We start from the raw sequence: 14,987 nt of genomic DNA on the forward strand, positions 1-14,987 counted from the left end.
ATAATAAAAATGGAATGTTTAGTTATTTTTTAAATAAGAAATTAATATATATATTATGGGAGCAAGGCTTTTACATTAACACTGCGGAAAAAGGAATTTTCGAGTGACTACCAAAGAAGAAAGGACACGACTTTCTGCTTCACAATGGGCGGAAGCAGAAGCAGCGTGGTCTTCCGGTGAATTTTCGTTATCTCAGTTGGAAGAGCGTTTCGGGGTAAGACGCGAAACGCTATCACGGCATTTCAAAAAACGGAAGGTTGTGAAAGGCACGGATGCGGTAGGGAAGCTGGTGCGTGATGCAATCAAATCCGAAGCGGAGATCCGGGCAAAAGAACGAACCGCATTGATTGAAGAGAGACGAGGCAAGTATGACCGCTTCGCTTTCAACATCGCGGCGTTACTAATGCGAGAAGTAACCGAAGGTTCTAAGTCTACTGCAACGGGCGGTGGATTAATTGGCTTCGCCGAGCGTGAAGCCAATATAAAAGCGTTGCAACGTGCATCCATCACGCTCAGTAAGTGCTTTGAGGTGTCCAGTAAAGCACTCAATATGGATAAAGTGGACGTTGAAGAAGACGACCTGCCATCACTGATGTTCGGTGAACTGACACAGAGCCAAGTGGCTGAACTGCGTAAATCAGATGAACCTGTAGATCTATCAGAAGAACTCGAAATGGAAGGCGAGGGCGAAGATGAAGAGTAAAAATAGCAGTGGATTGAATTTGATTCAGTTACACAGCGGTCAAATGGAGGTGTTTAAATCTCCACACCGTTTTAAAGTTGTGTGCGCGGGGCGTCGTTGGGGGAAATCTCGTCTTTCTATCTCCAAACTGATCAAGGCTGCTATCAAAGCCCCTAAGCAACGTGTTTGGTATATTGCACCAACTTACCAAATGGCTAGACAGATTTTATGGGATGATATTCAAGAGTTAGTACCTCGGAACTGGATTCGCAAAAAGAATGATACAACAATGAACATAATTTTAAAAAACGGCAGTGAGTTAGCTTTGAAAGGCGCGGACAAGCCAGATTGTTTTGATGATGAAACCGAAATTTTAACGGTAGATGGGTGGTGTAAGATTAAAGATCTGCCAGAAGGCTTAGCTGTAATGACCTTAAATCCAAAAACAAACCTAGCGGAATGGCAGATTCCAACTCGTCATATCCATCAGTATTACGAAGGTAATATGTATCGTATTGAGAGTGATAGAATCGACGCTCTTGTTACTCCAAACCACAGATTTCTTATTGAATCCAGAAAAGGTATTCGTAAGTTTAAAACGTTATCTGAATTGTCTTACAATGATAGGATTCCTGCTTCGGTAAATTGGGTTGGGGAAGACGACCCTGATTTTACTCACGATATGCTTGCTTTTATCGGTTTTTATATTGCAGAAGGTTGTGCTCGTAAAAACCCGGGTAAAAAATGTTCTTATGAGATTACTTTTGCTCAGACTAAAGGGAAGAAGGGTGGTGATAAAGGTGATGTTAGAGCAGAATTTTTGTCAGTTCTTGATCGTATGGGGGTCATATATCGTGAGTATGAGAATGTAATTAAAATTTATAATAAGAAGTTGTGGGAAACTGTTGTTGGGTTAGGTCTTTCTTATGAAAAAAGAGTGCCGAATCACATACTCAACTTACCTTCTAATAAATTAGAAACTCTTTTGCATTGGATGGTATTAGGTGACGGAACGGTTCGTAGGGGAAATCAAAGAGTATACTACACAACCAGTAAAGGGTTGGCTGGCGATGTTCAGGAAATTTGCTTGAAGATAGGTAAGAGTGCTCGTGTAGTAGAGAAGAAACAGAGTATTTCTTTCATTGACGGTCGAGAAATTAAAAGTAAAAGACCCATTTACGCGGTTCCAGTTTTTAATAATAAATTCAATTACTTTAGAGATACAAAGGAAAGTTATATTAAAAAAGTAGATAACTTTAAAGGTATGGTTCACTGTGTTGAGGTTCCAAATAGCACTGTTTATATCAGACGTAATGGAAAAGCTATGTGGTCTGGCAATTCGCTCCGTGGTGTTGCGCTTCACTTTGTTGTACTTGATGAGTTTCAGGATATGAAGCCTGATACTTGGTATAAGGTTATTCGTCCTACTCTTTCATCTACAAAAGGTGAGGCGTTAATCATTGGTACACCGAAAGGTTACTCGGCATTTCATAAGCTGTGGACTATTGGGCAGAGTAAATCGATGCAGAAAAAAGGGCACTGGAAAAGCTGGCAGTTTGTTACCGCAGATTCTCCGTTTGTTCCAGAGTCTGAGATTGAGGCGGCTCGCGAGGATATGGACCCTAAATCGTTCGCGCAGGAATACCTTGCTTCGTTCGAGAATATGTCGGGGCGTGTTTACTATCCGTTTGAACGCAAGACACATGTCAGGGCGTGTGAATTCAACCCTAAACTGCCAATATGGATAGGACAGGACTTTAACATCGATCCTATGTCATCTGTTGTATTGCAACCACAGTCAAACGGAGAATTATGGGCGATTGATGAGATTGTACTGTTTTCGTCAAATACGGCAGAAGTTTGTGATGAAATTGAGCGGCGTTATTGGCGTTGGAAAAGTCAGGTCGTTATTTTTCCTGACCCGGCTGGTAGTTATCGCCAACATGCGCGTGGTGAGTCGGATATCGACATTTTTAAGGAAAAAGGTTTCGCCAGAATCGATTTCCCGAAGAAACACCCGCCTATTGCAGATCGTGTTAACTCCACAAACCGTATGTTGATGAGTGCGGCAGGTACAGTTAGACTTTACATCGATCCTAAGTGTAAGCACCTGATAGAATCATTTGAAAAGGTAATTTACAAGCCGGGTTCAAGGGATGTTGATAAGGCAGCGGGTGTCGAGCATAGTACCGATGCGATTGGCTACCCAATTCACAGAAGATTCCCGATTAAAGAGCGCACTATGCTCGGTGGTTCTCGTTAAAATCAATAGGTATATAATAACCTATCAAAAGGATTTGATATGGATAATGAAAATCTAGATGGAAAAAAATTAAAGGAATTAGTTGAACGTCGGCATCCTGAATATGAGGGGCGGATTGAACATTGGAATTTCTTGGCATCCACTTACGCCGGTGGTCGAAAGTGGTTCGCGGATAACATCTTCCGTTATTTTAAAGAGGGTGACACTGAATTTAAGGAGCGTTTAGAACGAGCTTATCGGTTTAACCATACTCGTGAGGTCGTCAACTTAATCAACAAATACATATTCAGAGAGAACATTTCTCGTGAACGCGAGGACGCACCTGACTCCGTTAAAAATTTTTGGGATCGTGCCACCCGTGAGCAAATGACGATTGATGAGCTGATGGTATCTATTGACATTCAAACGTCAGTATTTGGTCGTATCTGGGTCGTTGTCGATTCCACAATGAAAAACATTGACGTGTCATCAGTTGCGGATGAAAAGAAAACCGATGCCCGTGCTTACGCCTATTGGATGCCTCCACAGCAAATGCTGGATTTTGCCTATGACGATGACGGCAACATGCTTTGGGCTTTAACACATGAGTTAGTCCGGGACGATGCAGATCCATTCAATTCATCTGGTAAACAGCAAAACCGTTACCGTTTATGGACGCAAAATGAATGGTATCTGTTCAAGGAAACGAAGAAAGGCAGCGGTAAGCAAACGCAGATCAGTATCGAAAACTCAGGTGAGCATAATTTGGGCGTTGTACCTGTATTTCCGGTGGATTGCATGGGGAATGCTGAATCGCGTTATTTCAGCCCGTCGCTGATTGATGATATCGCTTATCTCGACCGAGCCGTTGCCAACTACCTGTCTAACCTCGATGCCATTATCCAAGACCAGACTTTCAGCCAATTGGCGATACCGGTTCAGTCAATGTTGCCTGGTGATGATGATCATAAAAAGGTTTTAGAATTCGGTACGAAGCGAGTTTTCACTTACGACGCAGAGGGTGGAGCGCAGCCGTTTTATATGTCACCAGACCCAAAACAGGCGTCAATGATTATTCAGACCGTCCAGACGGTTATCAACGAAATCTACCATTCGGTAGGTGTGGCTGGCGAGCGTACCAAACAAGATAACGCTAAAGGTATCGACAATAGCTCAGGTGCGGCTAAAGCGTATGACTTCCAACGTGTGAATAGTTTGCTTATTACGAAAGCCGAGCGGTTACAACGAGCAGAACGCCAGATGCTTTACCTTGCGGCTAAATGGATGGGACAGGAAAAATCACAGGAAGAAATCGATCAACTCGTTTCATACCCTGAAAGTTTCGATGTTCGCGGTTTGATGGATGAATTTAATGTTGCGAAACAGCTAAAAGAGATTGAAGCGCCTGATTCAGTACGCCGTCACCAGATGGAAATCTTGATTGACAAGATCTTCCCCAATGTTTCAAAAACCATGAAATCGGCTTTTGAAAGCGATTTAAAGGAATTTCCGCTTAAAAATGACCAATTAATGCTTGAAAATAAGTCATTAAGTACCTATTATTCAAATAAAAAGGATCGAGAGACAGATCCGAAATCGACTCAAGAAACCGAGTGATTTTTACAAGGAAAGTAAACGATGAATTTATGGCAAATGCTGATGACGAATCGCGGCATCTTAATGGATGTTGCGGACGATGGTATACAGGGTGGTAGTGGCGGTGGTGCTCCTGCTGGTGAACCAGAGAGGAAAACCGAAGAGCTTAAAGATGATTACGTCGATCTTTCACAAGAAGAACTGATTAATCGTCTAAAGGCATCCGAAATGGAAAAAGCGAATCTCGTTAAGGAAACGATGAAGCGCAAAACCGAAAACAAATCGCTGACAGATAAATTGACCGCATTCGGTAACGCAACCCCTGAGCAAATTGCCGAACTTCTTACTGCGAAGAAAACTGCGGAAGAAGAAAAACAGCGTCATGAGCAGGAAGAACAAGAGAAACGTGGCGAATTTGATGCTGTCAAAAAGCAGATGATTGAAGCACACCAAGCCGAACTGAAAGGCCGTGACGATGTGATTGCGACCCTTACAGGTGAAAAAGACACACTGCGTTCTCAAATTCTTGAGCTAACGGTCGGTTCTGCATTCAGCGGCTCGAACTTCCTGCGTGAAGAAACTCTGATCACGCCATCAAAGGCTCGCGTTATTTACGGGGCGCATTTTGAAGTGGGTGAAGACGGTGCCGTTGTTGGTTATGACAAACCTGTTGGTGCAAAAGAACGTGCTGTTCTGGTAGATGGCAACGGTTCACCGTTAGCGTTTGAGCAGGCCATTGAGCGGATTTTAAAAGCCGACCCTGAATCTGATGCTCTGTTGCGTAGCAAAGCGAAGCCGGGTGCAGGTTCAAATACCGATTTGGGTGCAGGTGGTAAGCCAGCACCGAAGGAGCTGAATGCTCTCGATAAAATCGCCGCTGGCGTGGCAAAAATGCGCTCCGGCAATTAAAGCAAAATGGGGAACAGGATGTTCCCCGAATCAATATCTGTGTGTGCATATAAAGGGAACTTACGATGCCATTACTGCGTGAAGAAGCTGAAAAACTGTCGAATAACACCTTAGAACAAGGCGTTATCGAAACCATCATCGACCGCGAAGATTTGTTTGCGGTACTTCCATTCATGAAAGTCGATTCTAAGGCGTACTTGTACAACCGCGAATCTGAACTGAGTGAAGCTACTTTCATTGACGTGAATGACGTCGTGCCGGAAGGCGCGGCTAAATTCACTGAACACGTTGCTAAACTGCGAATTATGGCAGGTGACGTGGACGTTGATAAATTCCTCGCGACCACTATGGCCGACACCAATAGCCAACTGGCTATTCAGATCCGCGCTAAAGTGAAAGGGCTGGCTCGTGCATTCCGCCGTAACCTGATTTTAGGTGACAGTGCTACAAACGCTAAGTCATTCGACGGTATTCCGAAGCTGATCCACAACGACCAAAAAATTGTTGCCGATTCCGCCATGACCTTTTCCATGCTGGATGAACTGGTCGATGCGGTTAAAGACTTAGGCGCTGATGCAATCATGATGCGCTCTGAGCACATCCGAGCATATCGTGCATTACTGCGTACCGTGAATGTCGGCCCACAAGAAATCATGATCGAAAACTTCGGTCGCCCAATGCTGACCCACAACGGTGTACCGTTCATTGTGAACGACTTTATTCCTGTTGTTGGCGACACTAAAGCGAAGAAAGCTGACATTTACTGTCTGCACCTGAGCGAAGAAAACGGTTTAACCGGTCTGTACGGCGGTGACAACGCCGGTATCGTTGTTGAAAGCATCGGTACAGTGCAGAACAAAGATGCCACCCGTACCCGTGTTAAATGGTATTGCTCTCTGGCAAACAAACACGACAAGGCAATTTCAGCACTGACTGGCGTTGCACTGTAACAGGTACTTATGACCGAAAAGGGGTGAGGCGAAAGCCCACCCTTTTTTCATATAAGGGAATAAAAACTATGGCCGAAAAGAAAGTAAAGCTGACCGAAAGCTCAATGCGTGGTTACACGGGACATTTGTTTATGACCAGTTTTAAGGATGGCGTAGCTGTGTCACCGGTAAGCCAGCGTAAACAGGAACGTATTTTAGCAACGGTACGCTCTGAGGTTGTTGGTAATACACCGGAAAATCCAAAACCTACACCGGAAAAGGCAGACGATTCAGGCGAGTAAATTAAGTGCGGTCAGGACGACCGCACACACTTTAAGGAAAGAAGAAAATGAAGCCAGCCAAAATCAGAATCACTGAATCTGCATTCGCCGATTACAACGGCGTTATGTTTGGCGTTGAATTTGAAAATGGTGTCAGCAAATCACCGATCCCGTTCCTCGATCAGCAACGTATCTGCTCAATTATGAAAGCAGAAACTATCGACGGTAAAAACATGAGTGGCGCAGCCTCATTATCAGAGTCCCGTGAATTAACAGCGAAACAAGCCCTCGAAGCGGAAGCCAAAGCGCAACCAGTAAAACCGATGGAACGAGCGGCCGAAGAAGCTGGTGTTCGTTATTCACGAGCAGAATTAGAAGCTGTGGCCGATAAAGGCGGAATCTCGGCGTTACGTAAAATCGGTAATGATCTGGATGTGCGAGAAAAATCAATCGAAGCCATGATCGAAAGCATCCTGAAAATCGCAGGTGAATAATGTCAAAACTGGACGTGGTTAAATCGGGAAACACCGTATCTCTCACTTTTATGTTTGATGATCTTGATGTCGAATCAGCCACTTATTCATTGTTTGATATTTCCGGCAAAGCTGTTGTTGAGAACGTTCCTATTGCCATCGAAAGCGGTGATCTGAGTGTTTCGTTCTCAGTTTCAGGCGAACATAACGAATTGGCCGGCGATAAATCAAAGGATATACGTCGTGTGATCGTGAAGTCGGTGACACAGAGCGGTCGCGTATCTGAGTATGAACAGTATTACGCAATTATTGGCTCATTGGATTTGTCAGTACCAGGCGAGTCATTTGTGTCGTTGATGGAGGCGAAACTGGCGGCTATGGATATGTATGTCTCAGACAGCTTTTTAATGCTGAACGACCATACACAGCGTCAGGCGTTAATGGAGGCCACAAAACGCCTCAAAAACATGCGATTCGATATCAAGAAGATCTACAAAATTTCAGAGAACGAGTATGAACGACCTCAAAACGTACTGACCGCCAACACCCTGCCTTTTTATCTATCAGGTGAATTTAAAAACAACACAATTGATTTTGCTGAACTAAGCGAAGAAGAATTCAGATCATTGCCAGATTACTTCCTTAAAGACTTGGCGGAAGCCTGCATGATTGAGGCTGTCGCTGTCGTTGAAAACGGAGGGACTTCTGATGCGCGTGATGATGGTTTGTTGTCAGAATCAATTGGCGAGACAACCAATATGTATCGCAGTGGCAGATCAGCTACCCGTTCATTGTCACGTAAAACATGGCGGATTATCGCTCGTTACATCGACAACACTATCCGTATTCGCAGGGGGTGATATGAAGTTTAGCCGGCAATCAACCGCAACGATTTATCGGAAGTCAGAAGCGTTATCCATGTACGGGGAGCCAAAGCTGTTTTTCGCTGGTAAAGCAGATATCGGGATCGTTCGTTTCATAGAGGCATACGACCGGACTTCTGTACGTGCTGATAGCTCGGCTTCACGAGGAAAAGCAGATATGGAGCTTTTTGATGCGGTGTTCATATTTCCTAAGTCGTCAAAGCTAAAACTGGATGATGTGCTGTTGATCGAGGGAGTAAAACTGGAAGTAAAAAGAGTTCATAACCGATTCGGACTCAGAGGAAAGGAGGGGCATTTTGAAGTGGGGGCTAATTTATGGGTATCTCAGTAGATATTGGCTCATTTAAGCGTGCTCAGGAAAAACTGACCCATAGCCAGAATGCGTTGAAGCGAAACCTTTTGAATGAGCTTCGTAAGATGGCGGCGGAAATGCAGAAGTACGCTCGCGCGATGACACCCCGCGAAACCGGTAGCCTTGAAAGCTCCATTTTCGCTCATGTAGTGAATTCAAAGAACGAAGTTCATGTGAACCTGTATGTGTCGGAAAACAAAATGAGATCTGGCATTGGCAACAACAAAAGACCTGTAAGACGTGTTCCGGTCGGCGTGTATGCCGGTTATATGAACAGTTCACAGTATCGACTAGGGGTTAAGTCAAGGCTAAAGCAAGTAGAAAACTACGGTTCAGGCATGAAGGTTAAGGTCGGAAAAGACTATATCGAACGTGCAGGAAACACAGTTTGGAAACGGCGCCGAGACGATCTGAAAGACGCAGGTATACGTGCTGGTTTTGGCAGAGGTAGGTGGAAATGATTCTTGAGGCTTTTACGGAATATCTTGGATCTAAAAAGGTCGGGGTGATTGGCAAAGACCTGTTTTGCTACTATATGCCGCCAAAAGTGACACGTGGATTTTTGGTTATGTCGCCGAATGATGGCATTGTAATAGATAAAGAATTAACGGGCTATTACCAAGATATCTTTCCTTTGATGATCAGAGCGGAAAGCATTAGTAAGGTTACGGAGCTGAGTACATCAATTATGAAACATCTTTCTGTGCGGGATGTTCAGATAAAAGGCGTATACTTTAACTTTATTCAGGCTGTTACGTTACCGGCTATCTATCCTCAAAACGATGGGGGTTCTTTTGAAGCAGGTGTTGTGATAGAGTTTAGTTGTTATATACTTAATAAGTAAGGGAATACTTATGGCTGGAAATAAAGTAGAGAACATTAAGCTAGGTGCGTGTAATGTTTCTTTTAATGGCGTTGACTTGGGGTATACCAAGGGTGGTGTTGAAGTTGAAGTTACAACCGATACGCTGAAAGTGACTGTTGACCAGTTTGGTGAAACAACCGTTTCTGAACTGATTCAGGGGCGTAACATCAAAGTCACCGTACCTTTGGCTGAAACTGTGCTGGAACGTTTGGCAACAGTAATGCCGGGCAGTGAAGTCGGTGGTTCGGGCGATGAGATCACCATCAAGACCGGTATTGGTATCAATCTGGTTGAAGTCGCTCAATCCCTTGTTCTGACTCCATTGAACAAAGATGATTATGTTCTCACTCTGCCACGGACTGCAACAGCAGGTAGCTTCAATATGGCATACAAGCACGATGATGTTCGTGTGTTCAATATTGAATTTAATGCTTACCCTGATGACAGCGGTGTATTGGGAAAAATGGCAAAAAAAAAGTAATTATTGAACTGGCTCCCGAAGATAAAAAATCTCAGGAAGACAGGATTCATAGCGATGTTTTGGTGACAGAGCACGAGACAAAGCAAGATTAATTAATTTGATCTGGTAAGTATATTTATACCTATTATATTATAGGGCTTCTATTTGAAGCCCTTTTTATTACATGGAGTTTAAGATGGCAAAATTACTTGACCTTGATGCAATTGCCCCAAAACCTAAAGAAGTTACTTTGCGTGGTGTGAATTATAAAATGTCACCAATGACAGTTGGCCTGTTTGCACTGGCGCAGCAATTCCACTCTGAGGATATTGAAAACCAAACTCCGGTTGAGCAATTAAAGGCGGGTATTGAAATTGTTCGCAAGTTGCTTCCTGAAATGGCAGAAGCCGAGGTAGAGAACCTGACGCCAGAACAAATCCAGCAAATTGTCCTCTTTGCATTTCATGAAGGCGAAGAAACCAATGAGCATCACGCTGGAGAAGACGCAAAGTAATAACCCGTCAAGAAAACGGAGTCGAAATTATTTCTATCGATTTCGGTTTCTACTTTTGTCGTGTTGTTGCTTTCTATGGCGAAACCACGGAATCGGTTATCGCCATGCCGCTTGAACGGTTCTGGTTATTAAGTCGGAACATAGACCGTATCAAGTCAGAAGATGATATTCGCCGTTTGCAGACAGCAAGGGGTGCTCAGGCAACGGTGGATAGTTATACGGCATTTGAGAAAAGTTTACAGCAGCGATTGGGGCAGCCGATCATTATGAAAAAGGTGTTGTCACCTTTCCACGCCGAGGCTGATCCAGATGCCGAATTGAAATTAAGGAATATATTCGGTAGGGGCTAAGGATGGCTGACTCATTAGGTTTTCGGTTGTCGCTGGACAGCAAAGAGTTTGAGATAAAGATCGATAATGCGGGTCGTTTACTCAATCGTCTATCCAATCAAGGTACAAAGGCGAGTACGGGTGTTAAGCGCTTAGAGGGCGGGTTTAGAGGTTTTAATCGCACCTTGTCAGATACGATTACCACAATCGGTATGACATCTTTTGCAATTGGAACACTAAAAACTGCCCTTTTTGATTGGCAAAAAACTATTCTTGATAGCGCAGGGAAATTAGAACGCCTGCAAGTTATGTTACAAGGCTTGGCTACATCTTCGGATAAAGCAGCCGAATCAATGCGTGATTTCAATTTTATCGTTGATAAAGCGAAAAATGCGCCTTTCTCTATTGAATCTATTTCAGACAGCTTCGTAAAACTAAAATCAGCGGGGATCGATCCAACCAAAGGTTCGTTAGATGCGATGGTTGATTCGGTTGCTCGATTTGGTGGCGATAGTGAATTGCTTAAACGAGCAACAATTGCAATTCAGCAGATGTCCGGCAAGGGCGTCATATCGATGGAAGAGCTTCGTCAGCAGTTAGGAGAAGCTATTCCTACGGCCATGCAGTCAATGGCAACCAGTATGAACCTTTCTATGGGCGAACTGACGAAAGCTATATCGTCAGGGCAAGTTGAGGCTACAACCGCAATAAAAGGAATGCTCAACGTTATGGAGGTTTCTTATCGGGGATCTGCACAACGGATGATGAGCACTTACTCAGGGTTGGTGTCTCAAATGCAAACCAACGCGACAATACTGGCTAAATCCATTGGTGATGCGGGCTATATGGATGTGGCAAAAGAAGCTTTGAGGGACATTAATGCGTTGCTAATGAGTGATTCTGCTACCTATTACGGTAAACAATTCGGCAGCATGGCTAAAGAGGTGATTGATGCCATTAAGGAAATGATTGTTTGGGTAGTCAATAATAAGTCAGTATTAACCTCGTTGCTGCAAGCTTTACTGGCAATTGGCGGTGCAAAAATCTTTTTATCTTTCATGAAGACTGCTACTGGTTCTCTTACTTCACTTAATCGATCTATTACGACTGCGATCACTGGAGGTGGAGGCGGTCTGATTGGCTTTGGACGACATCTTTCAGCGGTTTCAGAGCGTTCACGGCGGATGGGTGGTTCGTTGAATGTGGCTACTATCGCAGTAGGGCAAATGAGTCATGCATGGCGTAACTTAAGCATGGCTATGAAAGCAAATATTATAGTTGCGGCTGTCACGACAGTTATTGAAATTGTTGCTGCCCTTGCATGGTGGTTTGGGGAAGTAGAAAGAAAAGCGAAAGATGCTTATGAAGCTGCGCGCAATACTCCTGATATTGTCACAGATGAACAATTTGAGCAGGTTAAATCAAAAGCCTCAGATGAAGAAAAAGCTTTAGGTTTATCCAATAAAAAGCTCAAAAATTTAATGAATCAACGTAAATCTATCTTGAGAGCTAAAGATTCCGGTCATTATTATGACAAAGAAAAATTGAAGCAAGTTAATGAGGAAATTAAGGCAGCGGAAGAAGGACAAAAGAAAGCCGCAGAGCGCTATCAACAGACACTCAATGTCATTAAGTCCGTTGAGATGGCGAGAGCAAAAGAGCAGATGCGCAAGAAATTAGATCAAGTAGTGGCTGAAAACCAGAGAGAGACAGACATCCGACAGGCAGATTATCAAAAGAGAATTACAGATATAGAAAAGCATAGGGATGCAGAGCTTCAAGCTAATAAAGACTCGGCTGAACGGCAGGAAGAAATTCGTAAAAAAGCAGCAGAAGCTCTAGGTTCCGCTTATGATGAGGAAGCGGAAGCTCAGAGATTAGGTCTCGTGAAAGTCCGGGATGTTATTGAAGAACAACAAGAAGAAATTAACAAAAAAATCGCTGATCGTACAGCCGAATTAGGTGATGCTGTGGCAGCTAAAAACGATGTATTTCTTCAAAAACTAATGTCGCAAAAAGAAGAAATTGGTAAACATTATAACGATATAGCCAACCAGATCAGCAACCTTGCACAAATGGTTAAAGACGGCAAGGAATTGATGTTTAATGGTTGGAAAGGGCTTGATGGAAACTTCAATGATGGTGCGGATGATGCGTTAGAAAAAAGGTTATCTACTATCAGGAAAAATAATGAACGGCTTTCGTTAGGTGATCGCATTAATAGTGGTGAAAAGATTGCCACAATTGATGGCAGGATTGCTAAGGGAGAGAAAGAAGCAGAGGCTAATTTTCAAATCATAGAGGCTTTGGTTGGTAAAAAAATTGCCGTTGATAATTTGTCAGAGGCCTATGAAAAACTTTCAGTAGCAGAGAAGAAGGAGGTCGATGCAGCTTTGGCTAATGCTCGTATTCAAGATGAAGCCAACCGCAGTAAATCTACTCGTCAAGGAGAGTCAAAAGAAGCTAAAGCCAAAAGGCTTGCAGAGAAAATGGCCGAGGAGAACAAAAAAATCCTCGATCAAGCCGAAAGTATGGAGGCAAAAGTCGGTTTTGGCAGTACAGAAGTTATTAAATATAAACAATCAATTGATGCACTAACCAAAAGCCTTTCCAAACTGGCTGGCTCCAAGCCAGAAGATGGCATTCTAAGCCAAGAACAGATAGATAAGGCCAAAGCACAACTAGTGGAAATCACCGCAGGAGCGGGCGATTACCAAAAGGCATTAACCAAAGATTCTGCGGATCAACTTATCTCAAAATGGGCGGATTTTGCGAATACAGTTAAAAGCAATATGACTCAATCCGTTGCAGAAATGCGTAGCGAGTTTGAAAAAAATTACCAAGAAGCAGACAAATATTTTGCCAAGATTATCAAGGCAAATGAGAATAATATTGAAATCTCAAAATATCTCAAAGCAGAGCAGGCTAAGTTTCATGCTGGCAAAGAGGAAGCAATGGTGCGTATGACTGAAACCGCTACGGCGAAAATGGCATACGATTACCAGAATCTGGGTAAATTAATTGACGATAATTTCAAGAATATTTTCGATAACCTCGAAGATAAACTCATGGAGTTCCTTGATACCGGTAAATTTAATATTGCTGATTTCGGTAATTTCATTTTTAAAGAGCTTCAACGCAGCTTTATCCGCAGCATGGTTATTTCACCGATGATTAATGGGGTAGGTTTAGGTGCTGGCGGAGATACAGGTGAAAGCCTCATATCGAAAATCGGTGGGGCTGTAGGGAGCATAGGAAGTATGTTCGGTGGCTCTAGTACTAAAGAAAGCGACGATGGCATAGCTAAATCTACTCAAGCTCTCGGTAAGGCGGCCACAGAAACAACCGGCGCATTGAAGACAATGCAATCAGACGGCATCTTCTCTACTATTGCCGGTTATGCACAACAATTATGGGCAATGATCACCGGTACAACCGCAACCCAAACAAAATCGGCCGCTGATATTTCAGCTACCACAACAGTGACTTCATTCTCAGTTGCGCTAGGTTTGGCGAGAAGTGCCGTTATAAGTTTCATAGCATCTCTGACGGCAAGTAGTCCAACAAGTACTGCTGGTTCTATTGTATCAATGGCAGGAACAATTGGATCGGCAGTAGCTTCCGGATATGGTGGAGGAGCAAGTGCGGGTGTAGGAGCGGCAGGCTCTGCGGCTAATACGGGGGCAATGGGTATGTCAACCAGCTGGCAATCATATAATTACACTTTTGCAAAAGGCGGCATTATGGGATCGTTGGGCGAAATTCCGCTAAAAGCCTATTCAAAAGGTGGCATTGCAACTTCACCTCAGCTAGCACTCTTCGGTGAGGGATCGCACAATGAGGCCTATGTACCTTTACCCGATGGTCGCCGTATTCCCGTGAATATGAACATCGCTGGTGATGATATTGGTGCAGGTTCCGATAAGAGCGTAGTTATCTCTATCTCTGTGGTCAATCAGGGGGGGGATAACAACGAAAAAAGCAATTTAAGCAATGAATCTGCATGGAACGAGACGGCTCAGAAAATTAAATCCATTGTTCTTGAGACAATGACCGAAGAAAAACGACCTGGTGGTATGTTAACGGAGTAACACATGGAACGGAAAACCTTCAAGTGGCATCCAAAATTTGAATCCCGTAAAAACTTCAAACCGACAATCAGTAGGCAGTCGTTTGATGAAGGTTATGAGCAACGATTAACGTCGGGATTTAATTGGCGAAAATACGAATGGAATCTGGTATTTGAGGGGGGCTATCCCCTCATTCAAGAAATAGAAGATTTTCTTTACGAGCATGGCGGCAAAGATTCATTTAATTGGATATCGCCAGATGAAAAACCTTATTTAATTGTCTGTGAAGATTTTAATGTTACAAGAGGTCAGGGAAGTGCAACCTTAACAGCAACATTCAGACAAGTGTTCGAATAAAACTGAGCTATTCCCGTACGGGAATAGCATGATTTCAAGGAGTG

The 14,987-nt window shown here is 43.5% G+C and carries 14 protein-coding genes and 4 pseudogenes; all 18 read left to right on the top strand.

Going from position 1 to position 14,987, the window contains the following annotated elements:
• The first annotated feature begins 103 nt into the window (after nt 1-103).
• The 18 genes and pseudogenes from PSI15_RS12295 (at nt 104) to PSI15_RS12375 (ending at nt 14,943) form a co-directional block, all read left to right on the top strand.
• Complete coding sequence (locus tag PSI15_RS12295) at nt 104-703, top strand: DNA-binding protein (protein WP_273583778.1); 600 nt, start codon at nt 104-106, stop codon at nt 701-703.
• Nucleotides 693-1,082, top strand: a pseudogene (locus tag PSI15_RS12300) (terminase); the annotation flags it as partial. The gene PSI15_RS12295 and the pseudogene PSI15_RS12300, both read left to right, overlap by 11 nt.
• Nucleotides 1,083-1,676: 594 nt before the next feature.
• Nucleotides 1,677-1,796, top strand: a pseudogene (locus PSI15_RS18485) (LAGLIDADG family homing endonuclease); the annotation flags it as partial.
• Nucleotides 1,797-2,018: 222 nt separating this feature from the next.
• Nucleotides 2,019-2,945: pseudogene (locus PSI15_RS12305) on the top strand (terminase); the annotation flags it as partial.
• Nucleotides 2,946-2,984: 39 nt separating this feature from the next.
• On the top strand, nt 2,985-4,541 hold the full coding sequence (locus tag PSI15_RS12310) for a hypothetical protein (protein WP_273583779.1): 1,557 nt from the start codon (nt 2,985-2,987) through the stop codon (nt 4,539-4,541).
• A 21-nt stretch (nt 4,542-4,562) separates the two neighbouring features.
• On the top strand, nt 4,563-5,429 hold the full coding sequence (locus PSI15_RS12315) for a DUF6651 domain-containing protein (protein ID WP_273583780.1): 867 nt from the start codon (nt 4,563-4,565) through the stop codon (nt 5,427-5,429).
• A gap of 65 nt (nt 5,430-5,494) precedes the next feature.
• On the top strand, nt 5,495-6,379 hold the full coding sequence (locus tag PSI15_RS12320; protein WP_273583781.1) for a major capsid protein: 885 nt from the start codon (nt 5,495-5,497) through the stop codon (nt 6,377-6,379).
• 68 nt (nt 6,380-6,447) lie between these two features.
• Nucleotides 6,448-6,660, top strand: a complete 213-nt coding sequence (locus PSI15_RS12325; protein ID WP_273583782.1) for a hypothetical protein — start codon at nt 6,448-6,450, stop codon at nt 6,658-6,660.
• Nucleotides 6,661-6,707: 47 nt separating this feature from the next.
• Nucleotides 6,708-7,133 carry a hypothetical protein gene (locus PSI15_RS12330; protein WP_273583783.1) on the top strand — a complete coding sequence of 142 codons (426 nt, stop codon included), beginning with the start codon at nt 6,708-6,710 and terminating at the stop codon, nt 7,131-7,133.
• Nucleotides 7,133-7,972 carry a hypothetical protein gene (locus PSI15_RS12335; protein ID WP_273583784.1) on the top strand — a complete coding sequence of 280 codons (840 nt, stop codon included), beginning with the start codon at nt 7,133-7,135 and terminating at the stop codon, nt 7,970-7,972. The genes PSI15_RS12330 and PSI15_RS12335 overlap by 1 nt, the downstream gene beginning before the upstream one ends.
• 1 nt (nt 7,973) lies before the next feature.
• The gene (locus tag PSI15_RS12340; protein WP_273583785.1) at nt 7,974-8,327 is read left to right on the top strand and encodes a hypothetical protein; all 354 of its coding nucleotides are present in this window, start codon (nt 7,974-7,976) and stop codon (nt 8,325-8,327) included.
• Nucleotides 8,312-8,809, top strand: coding sequence for an HK97 gp10 family phage protein (locus PSI15_RS12345; protein WP_273583786.1), 498 nt, complete (start codon nt 8,312-8,314; stop codon nt 8,807-8,809). Before PSI15_RS12340 ends, PSI15_RS12345 begins: the two co-directional genes overlap by 16 nt.
• A complete protein-coding gene (locus tag PSI15_RS12350) occupies nt 8,806-9,192 on the top strand; it encodes a minor capsid protein (protein WP_273583787.1) in 387 nt (128 codons plus the stop codon). The genes PSI15_RS12345 and PSI15_RS12350 overlap by 4 nt, the downstream gene beginning before the upstream one ends.
• 10 nt (nt 9,193-9,202) lie before the next feature.
• A pseudogene (locus PSI15_RS12355) lies at nt 9,203-9,691 on the top strand (hypothetical protein); the annotation flags it as partial.
• Between the two features lie 178 nt (nt 9,692-9,869).
• Nucleotides 9,870-10,187 carry a hypothetical protein gene (locus PSI15_RS12360; RefSeq protein WP_273583788.1) on the top strand — a complete coding sequence of 106 codons (318 nt, stop codon included), beginning with the start codon at nt 9,870-9,872 and terminating at the stop codon, nt 10,185-10,187.
• 104 nt (nt 10,188-10,291) lie between these two features.
• Entirely contained in the window at nt 10,292-10,537 is a 246-nt protein-coding gene (locus tag PSI15_RS12365; protein ID WP_273583789.1) for a hypothetical protein, read from the top strand.
• A gap of 2 nt (nt 10,538-10,539) precedes the next feature.
• Complete coding sequence (locus PSI15_RS12370; protein ID WP_273583790.1) at nt 10,540-14,607, top strand: tape measure protein; 4,068 nt, start codon at nt 10,540-10,542, stop codon at nt 14,605-14,607.
• A gap of 3 nt (nt 14,608-14,610) precedes the next feature.
• Nucleotides 14,611-14,943 (top strand): phage tail protein, encoded by a 333-nt coding sequence (locus PSI15_RS12375; RefSeq protein WP_273583791.1) that lies wholly within the window; start codon nt 14,611-14,613, stop codon nt 14,941-14,943.
• Nucleotides 14,944-14,987 lie beyond the last annotated feature (44 nt).

This window comes from Xenorhabdus sp. PR6a (genome assembly GCF_028599065.1).
Classification (GTDB): Bacteria; Pseudomonadota; Gammaproteobacteria; order Enterobacterales; family Enterobacteriaceae; genus Xenorhabdus; species Xenorhabdus doucetiae.